At 60.7% G+C, this 18,397-nt stretch carries 14 protein-coding genes; 9 read left to right on the forward strand and 5 right to left on the reverse strand.

Annotation, left to right across the window (positions count from 1 at the left end; all coding sequences use genetic code 11):
• The first annotated feature begins 15 nt into the window (after positions 1–15).
• A complete protein-coding gene (gene hutG / locus F6X42_RS23690; RefSeq protein WP_187636519.1) occupies positions 16–822 on the forward strand; it encodes an N-formylglutamate deformylase in 807 nt (268 codons plus the stop codon).
• Between the two features lie 82 nt (positions 823–904).
• Here the strand turns inward: hutG and F6X42_RS23695 are convergent, their stop codons facing one another.
• The 4 genes from F6X42_RS23695 to F6X42_RS23710 are packed head-to-tail and all read right to left on the reverse strand — an operon-like array spanning position 905 to position 4,411.
• On the reverse strand, positions 905–1,834 hold the full coding sequence (locus tag F6X42_RS23695) for an electron transfer flavoprotein subunit alpha/FixB family protein (RefSeq protein WP_187636520.1): 930 nt from the start codon (positions 1,832–1,834) through the stop codon (positions 905–907).
• Positions 1,835–2,584 (reverse strand): electron transfer flavoprotein subunit beta/FixA family protein, encoded by a 750-nt coding sequence (locus F6X42_RS23700; RefSeq protein WP_187636521.1) that lies wholly within the window; start codon positions 2,582–2,584, stop codon positions 1,835–1,837.
• Complete coding sequence (locus tag F6X42_RS23705) at positions 2,581–3,174, reverse strand: HutD/Ves family protein (protein WP_187636522.1); 594 nt, start codon at positions 3,172–3,174, stop codon at positions 2,581–2,583. Before F6X42_RS23705 ends, F6X42_RS23700 begins: the two co-directional genes overlap by 4 nt.
• Positions 3,175–3,223: 49 nt before the next feature.
• Positions 3,224–4,411, reverse strand: coding sequence for an NAD(P)/FAD-dependent oxidoreductase (locus F6X42_RS23710; protein ID WP_187636523.1), 1,188 nt, complete (start codon positions 4,409–4,411; stop codon positions 3,224–3,226).
• 318 nt (positions 4,412–4,729) lie between these two features.
• Here F6X42_RS23710 and F6X42_RS23715 point away from each other — a divergent pair, with 318 nt between their 5' ends.
• A complete protein-coding gene (locus F6X42_RS23715; protein WP_187636524.1) occupies positions 4,730–6,403 on the forward strand; it encodes an electron transfer flavoprotein-ubiquinone oxidoreductase in 1,674 nt (557 codons plus the stop codon).
• Between the two features lie 36 nt (positions 6,404–6,439).
• Here F6X42_RS23715 and betI read toward each other — a convergent pair whose 3' ends face one another.
• Complete coding sequence (gene betI / locus F6X42_RS23720) at positions 6,440–7,105, reverse strand: transcriptional regulator BetI (RefSeq protein WP_187636525.1); 666 nt, start codon at positions 7,103–7,105, stop codon at positions 6,440–6,442.
• A gap of 496 nt (positions 7,106–7,601) precedes the next feature.
• Between betI and F6X42_RS23725 the strand changes: the two genes are divergently transcribed.
• From F6X42_RS23725 to F6X42_RS23755, 7 genes are all read left to right on the forward strand, one after another.
• Positions 7,602–8,678: an ABC transporter ATP-binding protein gene (locus F6X42_RS23725; protein WP_187636526.1), complete on the forward strand. Its 1,077-nt coding sequence runs from the start codon at positions 7,602–7,604 to the stop codon at positions 8,676–8,678.
• 147 nt (positions 8,679–8,825) lie between these two features.
• Complete coding sequence (locus F6X42_RS23730) at positions 8,826–10,100, forward strand: ABC transporter permease (protein WP_187636527.1); 1,275 nt, start codon at positions 8,826–8,828, stop codon at positions 10,098–10,100.
• A 5-nt stretch (positions 10,101–10,105) separates the two neighbouring features.
• A complete protein-coding gene (locus tag F6X42_RS23735; protein WP_187636528.1) occupies positions 10,106–10,942 on the forward strand; it encodes an ABC transporter permease in 837 nt (278 codons plus the stop codon).
• Entirely contained in the window at positions 10,932–14,762 is a 3,831-nt protein-coding gene (putA, locus tag F6X42_RS23740; RefSeq protein ID WP_246530194.1) for a bifunctional proline dehydrogenase/L-glutamate gamma-semialdehyde dehydrogenase PutA, read from the forward strand. The genes F6X42_RS23735 and putA overlap by 11 nt, the downstream gene beginning before the upstream one ends.
• Before the next feature lie 180 nt (positions 14,763–14,942).
• Complete coding sequence (locus F6X42_RS23745) at positions 14,943–16,022, forward strand: ABC transporter substrate-binding protein (protein WP_116117562.1); 1,080 nt, start codon at positions 14,943–14,945, stop codon at positions 16,020–16,022.
• Positions 16,023–16,295: 273 nt separating this feature from the next.
• Positions 16,296–17,348, forward strand: a complete 1,053-nt coding sequence (locus F6X42_RS23750; RefSeq protein WP_187636529.1) for a proline racemase family protein — start codon at positions 16,296–16,298, stop codon at positions 17,346–17,348.
• A 49-nt stretch (positions 17,349–17,397) separates the two neighbouring features.
• Positions 17,398–18,366, forward strand: a complete 969-nt coding sequence (locus F6X42_RS23755; RefSeq protein ID WP_187636530.1) for an Ldh family oxidoreductase — start codon at positions 17,398–17,400, stop codon at positions 18,364–18,366.
• Positions 18,367–18,397: the final 31 nt, after the last annotated feature.

Genomic DNA, 18,397 nt, shown 5'->3' on the forward strand with positions numbered 1-18,397 from the left:
TGGAGATTTGCAGACATGACCGACTCACGGGTGTTTGATGTCAAGCCGGGCACCTTGCCATTGGTGGTTTCAATTCCGCATCTGGGCAGGATCATCCCGGGCGATCTGGTAGACCGATACACGGATGCCGCACGCACCGTTGCTGACACGGACTGGCACCTTGATCAACTCTACGACTTTGCCGCGCAAGCCGGCGCTTCGGTCCTGAGTGCGCATGTCTCCCGATACGTGATAGATCTGAATCGTCCGCCTTCCGGCGAGAGTCTCTATCCGGGGCAGACCACCACCGGGCTGTGTCCTTCCGAAACGTTTCGTGGTGAACCGATATACGTCGATGGCAAAGAGCCGTCCTCCGAAGAGATAGCGGCACGCCGCGAGGCATTCCACGCGCCTTATCACGCGAAACTACGCGAGACGCTCAGCGCGTTGAAGGCCGAGCATGGGCAGGTTCTGCTTTGGGAAGCGCACTCGATCGCGAGCGTGCTGCCCCGTCTCTTCGATGGCAAGCTCCCCGACCTGAACCTGGGCACAAACTCCAGCAAGTCGTGCGCGCCGCAGGTTCTCGATGCGGCGACGGCGACGCTGAACCGGCAGCCATTTTCATGGGTTGCCAATGGCCGATTCAAAGGCGGCTATATCACGCGCGAATACGGGCGGCCGGAAGAGGGAATTCACGCTATCCAGCTCGAGATGTGTCAGTCGACCTACATGAACGAGGACGCCCCATTCGACTATCGTTCAGATCTCGCCGCAAGGGTGAAGCCAGTCGTGGAGCGGATGATGTGGGCGGCGCTGGAAGCCACGCGACGTCTGTCCCGATAGACAGAAGATGCAAGAAAACCGTCACCGCGGATTAGCGGTGACGGCAGCAATGTCATGCCGTCTAACTAGACCCTTGGGTCAATCAGAGTGATTGCGTGAGCTGCGGCACCGCTTCGAACAGGTCGGCAACCAGACCGAAATCCGCGACGCTGAAAATCGGCGCTTCAGCGTCCTTGTTCACCGCCACGATGACCTTCGAATCCTTCATGCCGGCGAGGTGCTGAATCGCGCCGGAAATCCCGACGGCGACGTAAAGCTGCGGCGCGACAATCTTGCCGGTCTGCCCGACCTGCCAGTCGTTCGGAGCGAACCCCGAATCGACCGCGGCACGCGACGCACCCACGGCCGCGCCCAGCTTCTGCGCGAGCGGATCGAGCAGCGCGAAGTTTTCCGCGCTCCCCATGCCGCGTCCGCCCGAAACGACGATTCGGGCGGACGTCAGCTCCGGCCGTTCACTGGGCGACACTTCTCTGCGGACGAACCGCACACGGGCCGTGGTCGCAACCGCCTCCCTCTGTTCGACAGACGCCGTGCCGCCTGTGGCTAGCGCGGCCTCGAACGCGGTCGTGCGAATCGTCGCGACCTTGACTGCGTCGTCGCACTGCACAGTGGCAATTGCATTGCCGGCGTAGAACGGCCGGTCGAATGTATCCGCCGAGTGGATTGCGATCACATCGGAAATCTGCGATGCATCGAGCCTCGCCGCGACGCGCGGCGCCACGTTCTTGCCCGCCGCAGTCGCGGGAAAAAGGATGTGAGAGTAAGAAGACGCGAGCGCGAGAACCTGCGCCGCGATATTCTCGGCGAGACCGTCAGCCAGCTCGGGTGCGTCGATCAGGAACACCTTGTCCACGCCTGCGATCTGACTCGCGGCATGGGCCGCCGCCTCGGCGCTGTGACCGGCAACGAGTACGTGGATGCCGTTGTTCAATTGGCGCGCTGCTGCGACGGCGTGCAAGGTCGAAGCCTTAATCTGCGCGTTGTCGTGTTCTGCGATGACGAGAGTGGTCATTTAGATTACCTTCGCTTCGTTTTTCAGTTTGTCGATGAGCGCAGCCACATCGGCGACGCGCACGCCGGCCTGGCGGACGGCTGGCTCCACCACCTTTAACGTCTTGAGGCGGGGAGCCGGATCGACGCCGAGCTCGGCAGGGCTGACCGTGTCGATCGGCTTCTTCTTCGCCTTCATGATGTTGGGAAGCGTCACGTAGCGAGGTTCGTTCAACCGCAGATCGGTCGTGACGATGGCGGGCAGCTGCAATTCGATGATTTCCAGTCCGCCATCTACTTCGCGCGTCACGGTCGCTGTTTCGGCGCCGATCTCGATATGACTCGCGAATGTTGCCTGCGGCCAGTCCAGAAGCGCGGCGAGCAACTGGCCGGTCTGGCCGGCGTCATCGTCGATGGCCTGCTTGCCGAGAATCACGAGTTGCGGCTGCTCGCTTTCGACCGCCGCTTTCAGCAGTTTGGCCACGGCAAGCGGCTGCAACTCCACGTCGGTCTGGATGTGCAAGCCACGATCCGCGCCAATTGCGAGCGCGGTACGCAGCGTTTCGGCACTCTGCGCCGGGCCACAGGTGAGCGCGACGACCTCGCTCGCCTTGCCTGCTTCCTTGAGGCGTGTTGCCGCTTCCACGGCAATCTCGTCGAACGGATTCATTGACATCTTCACGTTGCCTATGTCAACGCCCGTTTGGTCCGCTTTCACGCGGACCTTCACGTTGTAGTCGACAACGCGTTTAACTGCAGCAAAGACCTTCATGTGACGTTTCCTTCATTGCGAAGTTTTAATTGACCCACTGACTCGATCAGGACCAGCGCAACTGCGGCCCCCGAAGCTGACGGAAACAACGGCGTTGGTACGGCATCCGCCAGCGGCGTGACCAGCAGGTCCGGTCCGTCGATGTGCCGCGTGATCACGGAGTCTGACGCTAGCGCCGGCGCCCTGGTCCGGTCTTCCGTTCGCCAGGCGCAGGTTCCGCTCAACGGCAACACGAGCGCGAAACTGCCGGTCGGTACGAGGGTGGTTTCATGCAACGGGACAACGCGCGAGCGAAAGCGCCCGCGCGCCGCCATCGTGTTGAGCGCGATGACCGGACCGCCTCGCAGCGTTGCCTGCCAATCGATTGCGCCGTCATATTCAACAGCACGACCCGGCTCCAGCATGACGTGGTTTCCGGCGTGTCGCAGATCGACCCCCGCGCCCTGGACCACGAGCGACAGCCGGTCCATATCAGGAAAACGTGAGTACGGACCATCGCGCTCCACTTCAGCGAGGCTGATGCGCCAGGCACCGTCGGCGCCTTCGGCGAGAGGGCGAGTTCGACCGCCGCCGTTACGCCACGGCTGCAACGCGTACGATGCAAGCGGCCGGATCGTGAGACCGGCCGGCACGCGCGCTTCAGGAGACGGCGCCAAGACCATATTTGCCGGTCAGAAGTTCGCCGGCCGCAAAGCGTTCGATCGAATACGGCTTCAGCGACACGTCCGTCGTCACGCCCAGCGCGCTTTGCGCCAGGATCTTGCCGACGGTAGGCGAGAGCTTGAAGCCGTGACCCGAGAAGCCGTAGCCCACCGTCAGCCCCTCGATGCCCGGTAGCGGTCCGAGCACCGGATTCCAGTCCGGCGTCACGTCGTAGACGCCAGTCCACGACGACGCGATGCCCGCCGCCTCGTAGGCCGGGAAGCGCTCGGCGACCTGCGCACCGACATCGACGACATAGTCCATCGGAATGTCGCCCTGTTCGGTGTCCGCGGTGCTGAGCTTCTGGCCGACCACGCCTTCGCTCACCAGCATCTGGTTGCCGCCGTAGCTGCGGTAATAGAGCATGCCTTCGGACGCCAGATCCTTGAACACCGGCATCTTGAACGTGTACGCGGCGCCGGCGCAATCGAGCGCGAGGACTGCGTGGCGTTCCGGCGCGATGGGCAGCGTCTTGCCGGTCCAGCCGGCGAGCTCCGGCGTCCAGATGTTCTGTGTGCTGATGACGGTCGAGCACGCAAAGTCGCCCGCGCTGGTCGACACGCCAACCACCTTGCCGTTTTCGATCAGCAGCTTGTTCACGGTCACGTTCTCGCGGATGGTCACGCCGCCACGCCGCGCTGCGCGCGCGAAGCTGGTCGCCGTGAGATACGCGTCCGCGAAGCCGGCTTCCGGCTCGTAGCCGATCAACGCGGCGTCGTTGAATTCCGCGATCGGCAGGAGTTCCTTCGCCTGGCGCGCATCGAGCAGTTCGAGCGGGATGCCTTGCTCCTTCTGCTGGTCGAGCGATGCGCGCAACGGCTCGAGCTTGTCGCCGTCGGCCGCGACAATCATATAGCCGCACTTTACGAGGCCGCACGATGCTTCGTCGTCGCCGAGATAGGCGGCGAAGTCGTTGAACACCGACCACGACTTGCGCGCGAGTTCGACGTTTTCCTTCACCGAATAGTGCGTGCGCAAGATGCCCGACGACTGCGAGGTCGTGCCCGCTCCGATAGTGGCGCGATCGAGCACCAGTACGTTCCGCGCGCCGAGCTTCTGCAGGTGAAATGCGACCGAACTGCCGATCACGCCCGCTCCGATCACCACCACATCATAGGTATTCACGATTCCGCTTCCTTTTTGGTTCCCCATCGTGAGCGCAGTGTGAGGTCTCCCAATTCAAACCACACCAATATCAACGAGCGCGATGTTTAGCAAAAGTGTGGTTCGTGCAGTTGTGCTTCATGGACGATGTTCCTCGGGTTTGTACCGAGGGTTCGTACGCAGGCTTCGCAACGGCGCGCACGAAGCTGTCGCCCACCCCGGAGCATCAATCCAACAGCCGCTTGTTTGCAGCATCAACACGGTTGATAACGCCGCAAGATTTTTTGTTGCGAACTACGATGCGCTGCGAAATGTTTTGACCACATGGGGTTTGGACACATGAACACAGTCACTCAAGCGGGCGACGCAATCGACCGCGAGTCGATGGAGTATGACGTCGTGATCGTCGGCGGCGGCCCGGCTGGCCTGTCGGCCGCCATTCGTCTGAAGCAGCGCGCTGCCGAACAAGGCGTCGAGCTTGGCGTGTGCGTGCTGGAAAAAGGCTCGGAGATCGGGGCGCATATCCTGTCGGGCGCCGTGATGGACCCGCGCGCACTGACCGAACTGATCCCGGGCTGGAAGGAAAAAGGCGCGCCGCTGACGGTCGACGTGACCGAGGACCGCTTCCTGTTCCTGTCGGAGACCGGCTCCAAGAGCGTGCCGACCTGGGCGCTGCCGGACAATTTCAAGAACCACGGCAACTACGTGATCAGCCTCGCGAACGTGACGCGCTGGCTGGGTCAGCAGGCCGAGGCGCTCGGCGTCGAAATCTTTCCCGGCTTTCCCGCCGCTGAAGTGCTGTACAACGACGACGGCTCGGTCAAGGGTGTCGCGACCGGCAACCTCGGCATCGGCAAAGACGGTGAGCCGACCGGGAACTTCCAGCTCGGCATGGAACTGCACGCGAAGTACACGCTGTTCTGCGAAGGCGCGCGCGGCCACCTCGGCCGTCAGCTTAACGACCGGTTCAAGCTGCGCGACGGCGCCGATCCACAGGTCTATGGCCTCGGCATCAAGGAGTTGTGGGAAATCGATCCCGCGAAGCACAAGCCGGGTCTGGTGATGCACACGGCCGGCTGGCCGCTCGAAAACGACACCTACGGCGGCTCGTTCCTCTACCACATGGACAACAACCAGGTTGTGGTGGGCTTCGTGGTCGGCCTCGGCTACACGAATCCGTATCTGTCGCCGTTCGAGGAGTTCCAGCGCTACAAGACGCATCCGGCGATCCGCGCGATTCTCGAAGGCGGCAAACGCGTGTCGTACGGCGCGCGGGCGATTACCGCAGGCGGCCTGATGTCGCTGCCGAAGCTGGTGTTCCCGGGCGGTGCGCTGGTCGGCGACGATGCGGGCTTCCTCAACGCATCGCGCATCAAGGGTTCGCATGCGGCGATCAAGACCGGCATGCTCGCGGCCGACGCTGCTTTCGAAGCGGTACAGGCTGGCCGTCATAACGATGAACTCACTGCCTACCCGGAGTCCTTCAAGACCTCGTGGCTCTACACCGAGTTGTACCGCGCGCGCAACTTCAAGCAGTGGATGAGCAAGGGTCTGTACCTCGGCACGCTGATGGTCGGTCTCGAGCAGAAGCTGCTCGGCGGCAACGTGCCGTGGACGCTCCATCATCAGCATTGGGATCACGAGATGCTGAAGCCGGCGTCGCAGTGCAAGCCGATCACGTATCCGAAGCCGGATGGCAAGCTGACGTTCGACCGGTTGTCTTCGGTGTTCATCTCGAACACGAATCATGAAGAGAATCAGCCGGCGCACCTGACGCTGAAAGATCCGAGCGTGCCGGTCAACGTGAACTGGCAGACCTATGCGGGACCGGAGTCGCGCTATTGCCCGGCCGCTGTGTACGAGTTCGTGAAGAACAACGATGGCAGCGAGCGGCTCGTCATCAACGCGCAGAACTGCGTGCACTGCAAGACCTGCGACATCAAGGACCCGACGCAGAACATCGTGTGGGTGACGCCTGAAGGCGGTGGCGGCCCGAACTACTCAAACATGTAGAGCGGGGACGACATCGCGCTGACAAGACGATGCTCACTAATGCGTCGAAGGCGCCGAAGCCGCACGCTTCATGTTCGACTTCCAGACCCAATGAGTGGCGTTGTCGATCATGCCATGGAAGATTCCAATGACTTCATCCATCGAAATGCTGGCAGCGACCTTGTGCTCGATCCATAACCCATGCACAAGCGCCATGGCCTGGATTGCGTGTATGCGCGCCATCGCCGGATCACAGCCGGCCTGCTTCAGGTCGAACAGGAAGTTGGACCGCAGACGGCGCGAAAACGCGGCGCACAACCTCTGGACTTCCGCTTCGTGCGCGGACGAGCTCCACATATGCGGCCATACGTTCGCGGCGCCTGGACTCATGACTTCCTGGTTGAAGCACATGTCCGCCGTAAATTTCATGCGCTCGACAGGGTCGGCGATGCCGCGGCGGCCACTCGTCAACCGTTCGCGCATCCGTCGGATCAGATACATGAAGGTCTTGTACACGAGATTGCTTTTGTTCTCGAAGTGGTGGTGCACGAGGCCGACCGATACACCGGCGTAGTCGCTCACCTTGCGAATCGTGAGGTTTTCGAGCCCGACATCTCCGACCACCGCCAGCGTGGCGTCGAGCAGTCTCGCTCGCATTCCCTCATATTGCCAGCCGTCTTCCTTCCGGGAGCTGGCCGTTGCGACCTCAGACGCCGTTTGCATTTAAAGATCCTGAATTTGAGTCACCGAGCATCACGCAGGTGGCTGGGCAGCCAACTGACGCGTCTCAAGCAGCCATCTTACCTGGAGGGATTGGTTTGAACAAACGTTTACAGAAACGCTGGTTACAAAGGTGTCTTATTACTGAACATGCGTTCATTTCGTATCGGCCAAAAATCGGCGCGCCGTGTAGCCCGTCTCGGCGACACGCGGGAAAATTGGGCAAAAAGTACCGCGAAAAATTATTTTTGACACATCTCCAGCTTCGCTATAGTAGGGAAAACGCCAAATGAATTGAACAAGCGTTCAGGATACGATGCTATATCCAAAAGGTTGAGCGGCAATTCGCCTGATCGTGTGTTCAGTTGGCTGCCGCAGCATGACGCCGTACGCGGCACGTCGAAACTGCATTCGGCCCGTGGCGCCGCGAGACGCTTTGGTAACAGTGCGGTGAGCGAAAGGTTGCGAACGATTTACGAGCTTTTCTTGAGGAACGGTGATGTCGACAATTGTCTCTTTCAAAAACGTCCAGAAGACGTACGACGGCGAAACTCTGGTAGTGAAAAACCTGAACCTTGACATCAAGGAAGGTGAATTTCTCACGATGCTGGGGCCGTCCGGTTCGGGAAAGACCACTTGCCTGATGATGCTGGCGGGATTCGAAACGGCGACTCATGGAGAGATCCTGCTGCAGGGGCGCCCGATCAACCGCATCCCGCCCGAGCGTCGAAATATCGGCATGGTGTTTCAGAGCTATGCGCTCTTTCCTCATAAGTCCGTGGCCGAGAACCTCGCCTTCCCGCTGAAAGTGCGCAAGGTCAGCAAAACCGACATCGAAAAGAAGGTCAGGAGCGCATTGAAGATGGTGAACATGGAGAAGTTCGCCAATCGCATGCCGGGCCAGTTGTCCGGAGGGCAGCAGCAGCGCATCGCCGTTGCGCGGGCGCTGGTGTTCGAGCCCGCGCTCGTGTTGATGGACGAGCCGCTTGGCGCGCTCGACAAGCAGCTTCGCGAACAGATGCAGTACGAGATCAAGCAGATCCATGCGCAAAGCGGTCTGACGGTCGTGTATGTCACGCACGACCAGAGCGAAGCGATGACGATGTCCGACCGCATCGCCGTCTTCAACAACGGGATCATCCAGCAACTCGCTACGCCGTCGAAGCTTTACGAGCAGCCGGAAAACGTGTTTGTAGCGCGCTTCATTGGCGAGAGCAATGAGCTGAAGGGCATCATCGCCGACGTCGAGCAGGACCGGTGCACCGTCAAGCTCAACGGTGGTCACACCATCAAGGCACGCACCGGCGTGGCCATTCGGGCTTCCGACAACGCGTGCGTGTCGCTGCGACCGGAACGCGTGGCAATCGGCGAGTCCGCCAAGGGCTGCGACAACGTGTTCAGTGGCGGTGTGAAAGACCTGATCTATTACGGCGATCATCTTCGTCTGGTCATGCAGATCTGCGGCAAGGACGACTTCATCGTCAAGCTTCCGAATGACGGCGTCGCCCGCACGCTGCGAGTCGGGGATTCAGTGAACATCGGCTGGATGGCCGACGCGTGCAGGGCATTGCAATAGGAACCGGGTCTGTGAAGACATGACGCCAGCATCATCTGACGCCCGTCGACCTCTAGCCCAGCCTGGCCATCAGGCTGTACTGGTCTCTGATGTCATCCAGAGACTCCGCGCCAACCAGACAAGGCGGAATTTCTGCCGTACTGCAAAATGATCCTTCCCACTGATATGACCGTCCCCGCGGGTGACGCTCCTCCAGCGACAGCCGACGACCTGCAAGGGCTTAAGGCCCGACTGCGCCGGGCGGAACGCACGGAGCGCGCGAAGGCCTTTCTGCTCGTCTTTCCGCTGCTGGCATTCCTGCTCGTCACGTTTCTGGTTCCAATCGGAAGCCTGTTGCTCAAGAGCTTTCGGGACCCGACGATTTCAAACGAACTGCCGCACGCGGCTGCGCTGCTTCGCAATTGGGATCCGGCTTCAGGCACGGTGCCGGGCGATGCAGTCTTCACTGCATTCGGCAACGATCTAACGGCGGCAAAGGGAAATGACGGCGTGAGCCGCGTTGCGTCGCGGCTAAATTACGACGAAGCCGGGTTGCGCAGCCTCATCATGAAAACGTCGCGACACCTTGGCGATGATCAGTCAGGCTCCTGGCACAGCCGTCTGACGACGATCGATTCGCGCTGGGATGACGTTGCCGTCTGGAGCACGTTGAAATACGCGGCCTCTCCGTGGACATTGGACTATTACCTGAAAGCCTTCGACTTCAAGCGGGACGCGTCCGGCGCGATCGTCCGTCAGGGCGAGGGCCAACGCCTGTACGTCGATGTCTTCGTCCGCACAGCGTGGGTGAGCGTATTCGTCAGTTTTCTGTGCCTGCTGTTTGGTTACCCGGTCGCTTACTTCCTTGCCAATATTCCCGCGCGCTACGGCAATCTGTTCATGATCATGGTCCTGCTGCCTTTCTGGACCTCGATCCTCGTGAGAACGACTGCGTGGGTGGTCGTGCTGCAGACGCATGGGGTCGTGAACGACCTGCTCGTTCAGCTCGGCATTAGCAGAATGGCGCTGATCTACAACCGGTTCGGCGTACTGGTCTCCATGACGCACATCCTGTTGCCCTACGCCATCCTGTCGTTGTACAGCGTGATGAAGGGCGTCCCGGCGGTCTATGTGAAGGCCGCGCGCTCACTCGGAGCAGGGCCGATCCGCTCGTTTTTCCAGGCGTATTTTCCACAAACGCTGCCTGGCGTCGGAGCGGCCGGAATGCTGACGTTCATTCTGGCGGTGGGCTACTACATTACGCCCGCGATTGTGGGCGGACCCGATGATCAGCTTGCCAGCTACTACATCGCCAATCACGTGAACGCAACGCTCAACTGGGGACTGGCGAGTGCGCTGGCTTCTGTCCTGCTTGTGGGTGTATTGCTCATCTACGGTATTTTCGTGCGCATCACCGGCGGTGCCGGCGTGAAACTGGGGTAATGCACATGTTCAACTTTCCTGCTTACGTGACCGTTTGGGGAAGAGTCGGGCGCGTCTCATTTGTCGCGCTTTCGCTCACGGTGCTGCTATTCCTCGTGCTGCCGATTCTCGTGGTCATGCCGCTGTCTTTCAACTCGCAGCCTTACTTTACCTATCCGCTTCCCGGGCTGAGCCTGCGCTGGTATCAGGAGTTCTTCGGGAGTTCGGACTGGATGCTGGCGCTGAAGAACACCATGATCACCGGCGTCGTATCGACCGTCATTGCAACCCTTCTCGGTGTGACTGCTTCGCTGGGATTGACCAGTAGCCGCATCCGGGGAAAGCAGTTGATTACTGCCATCCTTATCTCGCCGATGATCGTGCCGCTGATCATCACCGCGGTGGGCGTCTACTTCGCCTTCAGTCCGCTCGGCCTCACTGGCAGCCTGGTCGGTCTCATCCTGTCGCACGCTGCGCTGGGCGCGCCGTTCGTCGTGGTTACCGTTACGGCGACGCTGGCGGGCTTCAATGAAACGCTGAGCCGGGCAGGCCGCAGCCTTGGCGCCTCTCCGCTGCGCGTGTTCCTGCAGGTGAAGCTGCCGATCATCGCCCCCGGCGTCGTATCGGGAGCGCTGTTCGCGTTCGCGACCTCCTTCGACGAAATAGTCGTCGCGCTTTTCCTGACCGGTCCGGACCAGCGCACCATTCCCCGGCAAATGTGGGCGGGCATTCGCGAGCAACTCAGCCCAACGATTCTTGCGGTCGCCTGTCTGCTGGTGGTGATCTCGACGCTGCTGCTGTTGACGCTCGAAGCGCTGCGTCGTCGCACGGAGCGACTTCGCGGAAGCAGTCATGTTGCCTGAATTCATGTTGCCCGATACCGTCGTCATTTCTTCTACGCCTCTTACCGTTCAATCGATCATGTTGTCCAAAATTCAGGAAATGCAGGCGCAGACGTCCGATCTGTCGATACTTCGTCAACGGATACGGGATGCATCCGGCCTCCCGGAAGACGTCGTCGTTCGGGAGTTGATCAACACCGCGTACCTGGATCCGGATACGCTTGCCCGTGTGCAGGCTTTGGCTTCGCGCCTTGCCCAGGGCGTACGCGATACGCGCATCAATGCGGGAGGGGTGGACCTCCTCACCCAGGAGTTCTCGCTCGATAGCCGCGAGGGTATTGCGCTGATGTGTCTCGCGGAGGCGATGCTGCGTATCCCCGACACGCCCACGCGGAACCAGCTGATCCGCGACAAGATCGTCGATGCGGATTGGCGTGCCCACCTCGGGAAGTCGCCCTCGCTTTTCGTCAACGCGACTGCATGGGGACTGCTCGTCACCGGTAAGCTGCTCAAGCAGCCCGACGAAAAGTCCCTTTCGGAAGCATTGACGCGCGTAGTCCGCAAAGGCGGCGAAGCGGTCGTACGATCGGGCGTCGCCTATGCAATGCGCTTGCTGGGCAAACAGTTCGTCACCGGCCAGACGATCGAAGAAGCGATCCGTCTGGCAAAAACGCGGGAAGGACAGGGCTACCGCTTCTCCTACGACATGCTCGGCGAGGCGGCCCTGACTGAAGAAGACGCCGAGGCCTATTTTCAGTCCTACCGCCACGCAATCGAAGCGATTGGCAAGGACGCGTCGCTACGCGGCGAGATTGACGGACCAGGCGTATCGGTGAAGATTTCCGGCCTGCACGCGCGCTATGAGCTGTCGCAGCGCGCGCGGGTCATGGAGGAGCTTTATCCGCGATTGCTGAGCCTCGCGCAACTGGCGAAGAAATACGGCATTGGCTTCCACCTCGATCAGGAAGAGTCGGCGCGCTTCGATCTGACGCTGGAAATGCTTGAGCGGCTGTCGTACGAGCCGAGTCTCATGGGATGGAATGGCATCGGCATTTCACTGCAGGCCTATCAGAAGCGCGGACGGTTTGTCGCCGACTGGATGATTGCGCTCGCGCGCGCGACGGGTCGCCGCTTCAATGTCCGGCTGGTCAAGGGCGCTTACTGGGACACCGAAATCAAACTCGCCCAGGATGCCGGTAGCGACGGCTACCCTGTTTTCACGCGAAAGGTCCATTCGGACGTCAGCTACATCGCCTGTGCAAAAATTCTGATCGCCGCTCCGGACGCGATTTTCCCGCAGTTTGCGACACACAATGCGTTTTCGATCGCTGCGGTGCACACGCTGGCAGGCGATGGCGAATACGAATTCCAGTGTCTGCACGGCATGGGTGAAAGCGTCTATGACCAGATCGTCGGATCGGGCAAGCTGGGCAGATCGTGCCGCGTGTACGCGCCCGTCGGTCCGCATGCAACGTTGCTGGCCTACCTGGTACGCAGGCTGCTGGAAAACGGCGCCAACTCTTCGTTCGTCAACCAGGTGGTCGATCCATCGGTGAGTATCGCCGACATCGTCGCCAGTCCGATCGACAAGGCCGCTCGCACCCAAGGGCGTATGCACGAGGGCATTCCGAGCCCGCGAAGTGTTCTGCCAGGACGTCTGAACGCCGCGTCGCTCGACCTCGCGACGTCGAGCGAATTCAGCATGGCGATTGCTGAGCTCCGTGCCGTGCGGATAAACGTACGCTCCATCGTCGGGGGCGAGCTGATTTCCGGCGCCGGTGCGACCAGCCTTGTCTATAGCGCTGCAGATTCAAGCGAAGTGATAGGCAGCATCGAAGCCTGCCGTCCCGCGACGGTCGAAGACGCATTGCAAAAAGCAGGCGGCGCTACGGATTGGAAAAGCAGCACCGCGGAGTCGCGGGCAGACATACTGGATGCAGTCGCGAACGGTTTTGAGGAACGCGGACCGGCGCTTGCGGCGCTGCTCGTGAAGGAAACCGGCGCAACAATGTCCGAAGCGGCCGAAGAAGTGCGCAGCGCAGTCAATCTGTGCCGGCTCCATGCATACGAACTGCGCGACGAACGCTGGTTGAAGACCAGCGAGCCGCTCGGCGTGATCGTGTCCATCACTTCCGCATTCAATCCGCTAATGGCCCTGGTTGGGCAGCTCGCGCCTGCGCTTGCGGCGGGCAACGCGGTCATCGCAAAGCCGGCAGCGTGTGGCTCGATGGTCGCGTTCGAGACGGTTAGAACCTTCCTGAGATCCGGTGTGCCTCCCGGCGCGTTGCAACTGCTTGCCGGTGGCGAAGACGACGTGAGTCGTGCTCTGGTGATCGACCGGCGTGTCCAGGCTGTCCTCTTCACCGGCGATCAGGACATGGCGGCGAAGATCGCGGCGCACGCAGCCAGTCTGCCCGACGCACCGAAGCTTCTGTTCACGCTACGCAGTGCCAACGCGATGATCATGGACAGTTCGGCCCTTCCGGAGCAGGTCATTTTCGACGCGACTGTGTCGGCTTTCAGGTCCGCCGGACAAGCGGCGATGTCGTTGCGAATTCTGTGCTTGCAGGATTCGACTGCCGAGAAAACGCTGAGAATGCTCAAGGGCATCCTGAGCGAGCGGGCGACGGGCAACCCGCTTGACGTGTCCACCGACATCGGACCGGTCGCGACCCCCGAGGGAAGACAAAAGGCAGAAGCCTATCTCGAGCGCTTGCAACGTGCGGGCTTTGCGATTGCCCGCGGCAGGCCGGTGAGGGGCGACAGGAGTGGAAACTACGTATGCCCGGCGATCGTCGATCTTGGCACGACCGGGAACCTCGCGTCGATTGCAGCGGATGTGAGCGGTCCGATCCTCCACGTCGTTCGTTATCGCACGGGCCAACTGGACGAATTACTCGAACAGCTCAACCGTATTGGATGCGGTGCAATCGGACTGCATACGCGGATCAACGAAGCAGCGGGCAAGCTGCTATCGAGGACGACGGCAAGCAGCGTGTGCGTGAATCGCGCGATGCATTCCACCTTCGTCGGTATGCAACCTTCAGCCGGAGTTGGAGCGGCGGGAACGGGCCCGATGCTGGCTGGTCCGCTCACGTTGTCCGCCTTGACTAAAGCCGGCGCGCGTCAGCTTTCTTCTGAGGAGGGACCGTTCGCACGCTGCGACCGTTTCGACAGCAAGTTCTACGAGTTTCCAGTTGAGTCGGGCAAGGATCGTTTCATTGCGCGTCGCAACGCGCTGGCGGCAGAAAAGGCCCGCCGCACAAAGGCCGTCGAAGACCTGTTCGCGCTTGTATGCGCCGGAGCAGGAGATCGTCTGAACACAGACCAGGTGGCCGGCGTTCGCGACTCGCTCATCCGCCTGACCGCGTTGTCTGATCCGCTTGCTCTGCCCGCGCTATCCGGTGAGGAAAACACACTTGAATTCCTGCCCCGGGGAACCGCCCTATGTGTCGCAGGCGAGCCCGACGAAAGGGTCTTCCAGGCGATGATCGCCAGCGCGTTCGGCAACAAGGTTGTGCTTCCCGCAGACGATGTAGCGACAGCCGTGAAGCGCGTGCTTGGTGAGCACTGCGTCATCGCGGCAACGTCCGATCTGCAAAACCTCCTGGAGACTGAACAGCCAGGAGCCCGGCCTGACGTCGTGCTGGTTTCGCGAAAGGCGCGCGTTGCGCCAGCTTTTTCGGCAGCCTGCATCAGACAGCGCATTGCACTGCTCAAAACCGATTTTTCCGAGGGTTGCGATCTCACCGGGCTTGTCCGTGAGCGGATCACCACGGTGAACGCGAGCGCGGCAGGAGGTAATACCCAGTTGATGGTGTTGAGTGAGGGAGAACAGTGACGGGACGCGTAACGCGCACTGGCTCATCGGCGGGCGATTACACGTCTGCCCGGAGATTCCGGATGATCGGCTCCGCGTGGCAGCGAAAAGAAGTGAGGTCGTAGCAGCACAAGTGGTCTTTTTAAATCCTAAATTGAATGGCGATACGGTGCCATCAGACGACGAGAAGGAACATAGAGAATGAAACTGCACACGAAATTGATCGCGCGGATCGCAGCTCTGGTTGCAATAGGTGCGGTAAGCGCCTCCGCTTACGCCAGTGATATCGTCTTCGCGACGTGGGGCGGCTCGTACCAGGATTCGCAAGTGGAACTGGCGGCGAAACCGTTCGCCGCGAAATCGGGAACGGACGTCAAGACCGATACCTACAACGGCGGCATCGCGCAGATCCGCAGTCAGGTGCAAACGAAGAACGTCACGTGGGACGTCGTCGACATGCAACTCGCCGACGCAACGCGCGCATGCGACGAGGGATTGCTGGAGAAGATCGATCCGGCGTCGCTGCCGCCCGGTGCAAAAACGGGCGCAGCGGCGAAGGCCGACTTCCTGCAGGGCGGTCTGTCCGACTGCATGATCGGCAACGTGGGCTGGTCCACGATGATCACGTACAACAAGGACGCATTCAAGAATGGCGAGCCGACCAGGATCGCCGATTTCTTCGATCTCAAGCGTTTTCCGGGCAAGCGCGGTCTGAGGAAGTCGCCGGAGGGTGCGCTCGAGTGGGCGCTGCTGGCTGACGGCGTCAAGTCGGCGGACATCTATAAGGTGTTGGCGACCCCCGAAGGCCTCAATCGCGCGTTCAAGAAACTCGACACCATCAAGTCGTCGATCGTCTGGTGGGAAGCCGGTGCTCAACCGCCGCAACTGCTCGCCGACCGCGAGGTCTCGATGACCAGCGCCTATCCGAACCGGATCTGGGTTGCGGTTGTTCAGAACAACAAGCCATTTGGCTTCCTGTGGGATGGCGAGGTCATGAACATCGAAGGTCTCGCGATCGTCAAGGGCACGAAGAACCTGAAGGCAGCGCAGGACTTCGTCAAGTATTCGACGACGACCGAATCGCTTGCCAAGCTCGCGACGGCGACGGCTCTGGGACCCATGCGCAAATCGTCGATTGCGATGGTCGATCCGAAGGTAACGCCGTACCTTCCGACCAACCCCGCAAACCAGAAGGACGCAGTGAACATCGATATCAACTTCTGGGCGGATCACGCCGACGATCTGAACCAGAGATTCGCGGTTTGGCTGGGCACGAAGTAATACTGCTCGTGCGCTCTGCGCGAACGGCTTGAGGTATCTCCAAGGTGGAAGTTGAGGCGTGCGAATCCGTACGCCTCTTTTTTGGCAGGACCTAACCGTAGAGGCGCGCTACGGGTGTTGCACGAAACTGATATCGAATACTGGCCGCCGCTGTTCCAGGCCCGGAGTCGAGACGCTTTCAATGTTGACCGGGCGCCAATCATGCCAGGCTCAGCGACGGTGCAATCCGTCATGGCAGAGCCCCTGGCGCTTCGCTGAAGTGTCGAGAAAACCATGACGTTCAAACGGATCTTTCACGCTGTAGAAACTCACTCGGGCGAGCCCATGCGGGTTATCACCGGCGGCGTTCCGCATATTCCCGGCAATACAGTGTATGAGCAGATGAAGTGGCTGGAGGTGAATGACGACCAGATTCGCATGTTGATGCTTCGGGAGCCGAGGGGCTATCCGCCGTTGTGCTGCAATCTCATCGTTCCCGCCAAGCATCCGGATGCCGCGGCCGGCTACATCATCATGGAGCAGGTCGAGTATCCGGTCATGAGCGGCGGCAATACGATTTCTGTCGCGACAGTGCTGCTCGAAACGGGCATGATTCCGATGCAGGAGCCTGTGACCGAATTCCAGCTCGAGGCGCCCGCGGGCCTGATTGGAATCCGGGCGGAATGCGCGAACGGAAAAGTGACGCAGGTAACGTTCAGGAACGTTCCGGCCTTTGCAGCACATATCGAGAAAGTCATCGATGTGCCACATCTGGGAAAAGTCACGGTTGACGTCGGTTGGGGCGGCATGTTTTATGTGATCGCCGACGTGCGTCAGTTCAAAGGACTTGAATTGATCCCGGAGCACGGCCGTGAAATTACGCGCGTGTCGGCGCTTGTTCTCAAGGCGGCACAGGAGCAACTGCCCGTCGCGCATCCGCATTATCCGGGCTATGGGATCACGATCGCCCAACTCTCAGGTCCCACAAGCAACCCGAACGCCGATTGGAGAAACGCCGTAACCGTCGCTAGCGGGGCAATTGATTTCGCCAACCCTGCAACCTGGACGGGAGCGATCGATCGCTGCCCGTGCGGCACGGGCACGTCGGCCAAGATGGCAACACTGCATGCAAAAGGCCAGTTGGACATAAACCAGCCGTTCCGTCACGAGGGCGTTCTGGGGACGGTCTACACCGGACGCCTCGTAGAGCAGGTGAATGTCGGAGAGATTCATGCGGTGGTGCCCACCATCTCCGGACGCTCATGGATCTACGGCTTTAACACATACGTGCTCGATCCGGACGATCCTTTCCCGAATGGCTTCACGATGGGTGACATGTGGGCCTGAAGCGCAGCATGCAATCCGCCTGGTGGCAGGCAGATAGACGGTGGTAACGATGCGATACGAACCTGAAGACGCACAACGAATCGCGTACGGAGCGCTCAAAGCGGTTGGAGCGAGCGACGCAGTCGCGCGGTCGCTCGCCGCGGCGGTGATTTCTGCCGAACTGGCGGGTAGCAAGGCTGTCGGTTTTGCGCATCTTCCGGACTATCTGGACGGCTTTACAAAGGGGCGGATCTCGAAGAATGCAGAGCCCGATATCGACGCCACAGTCCCGGCGGCCATAAAAATCGACGCGAAGCAGGGCATCGCCCAGCTTGCGTTCGATCGCATCTGCGAAGACCTGGTGATGCGGACGACGGATTACGGCGTTGCTGTTCTATCCATCGCCAACAGTTTCACTGTCGGAGAGCTCGGGTACTACACGCGGCGTTGCGCCGAACGCCGACTCGTTGCTGTTGCTACCTGTAACGCCACTGCGCAGATGACGACGCTGGAATCGGGCAAAGCCGTCTACGGAACCAACCCTCTTTCATTTGCTGCGCCGATGGCGCAGGGCCGGCGGCCGCTGGTCATCGATCAGGCCTCCAGCGCGACAGCGTTCGTTAGCGTGCGCAAAGCGGCGGAAAGCGGGGAGTCGATTCCCGAAGGGTGGGCGGTCGATCAGAACGGCCATCCCACCATTGATGCCAGAGAAGCGATGAAAGGACTACTGCTCGCGTTCGGTGGTGCGCGAGGCGCGAATATCGCCATGATCATGGAGATACTCGCGGCCGGAATGACGGGCGCCAACTGGTCGATGGACGCGCCTCACTATGCGCTTGGCAGCGAGAGTCCCGGAGTCGGCCTGTTTCTCGTCGCATTCAGACCGGAGGCGCTGGTGGCCGGATTCACTGAACGTCTGTCGGCGCATATCGACAGGCTTGCGCAGTCCGGCGTGCGCATCCCTGGCAGCCATATCAAGGTTCATCAGGTGGACGTCCCTGCGGACGTTATGGATCGCGTGCGGGCGTACATCAGATAGGCGCAGGCGGCCACTACGGTGCGCCTGTACG

It is taken from the genome of Paraburkholderia podalyriae (genome assembly GCF_014397785.1).
GTDB classification, from domain to species: domain Bacteria; phylum Pseudomonadota; class Gammaproteobacteria; order Burkholderiales; family Burkholderiaceae; genus Paraburkholderia; species Paraburkholderia podalyriae.

Coding starts and splice junctions, on each gene's coding strand:
- hutG (WP_187636519.1), top strand. CDS start 16: ATGACCGACTCACGGGTGTTTGATGTCAAGCCGGGCACCTTGCCATTG.
- F6X42_RS23695 (WP_187636520.1), bottom strand. CDS start 1,834: ATGACCACTCTCGTCATCGCAGAACACGACAACGCGCAGATTAAGGCT.
- F6X42_RS23700 (WP_187636521.1), bottom strand. CDS start 2,584: ATGAAGGTCTTTGCTGCAGTTAAACGCGTTGTCGACTACAACGTGAAG.
- F6X42_RS23715 (WP_187636524.1), top strand. CDS start 4,730: ATGAACACAGTCACTCAAGCGGGCGACGCAATCGACCGCGAGTCGATG.
- betI (WP_187636525.1), bottom strand. CDS start 7,105: ATGCAAACGGCGTCTGAGGTCGCAACGGCCAGCTCCCGGAAGGAAGAC.
- F6X42_RS23725 (WP_187636526.1), top strand. CDS start 7,602: ATGTCGACAATTGTCTCTTTCAAAAACGTCCAGAAGACGTACGACGGC.
- F6X42_RS23730 (WP_187636527.1), top strand. CDS start 8,826: ATGATCCTTCCCACTGATATGACCGTCCCCGCGGGTGACGCTCCTCCA.
- F6X42_RS23735 (WP_187636528.1), top strand. CDS start 10,106: ATGTTCAACTTTCCTGCTTACGTGACCGTTTGGGGAAGAGTCGGGCGC.
- putA (WP_246530194.1), top strand. CDS start 10,932: ATGTTGCCTGAATTCATGTTGCCCGATACCGTCGTCATTTCTTCTACG.
- F6X42_RS23745 (WP_116117562.1), top strand. CDS start 14,943: ATGAAACTGCACACGAAATTGATCGCGCGGATCGCAGCTCTGGTTGCA.
- F6X42_RS23750 (WP_187636529.1), top strand. CDS start 16,296: ATGACGTTCAAACGGATCTTTCACGCTGTAGAAACTCACTCGGGCGAG.
- F6X42_RS23755 (WP_187636530.1), top strand. CDS start 17,398: ATGCGATACGAACCTGAAGACGCACAACGAATCGCGTACGGAGCGCTC.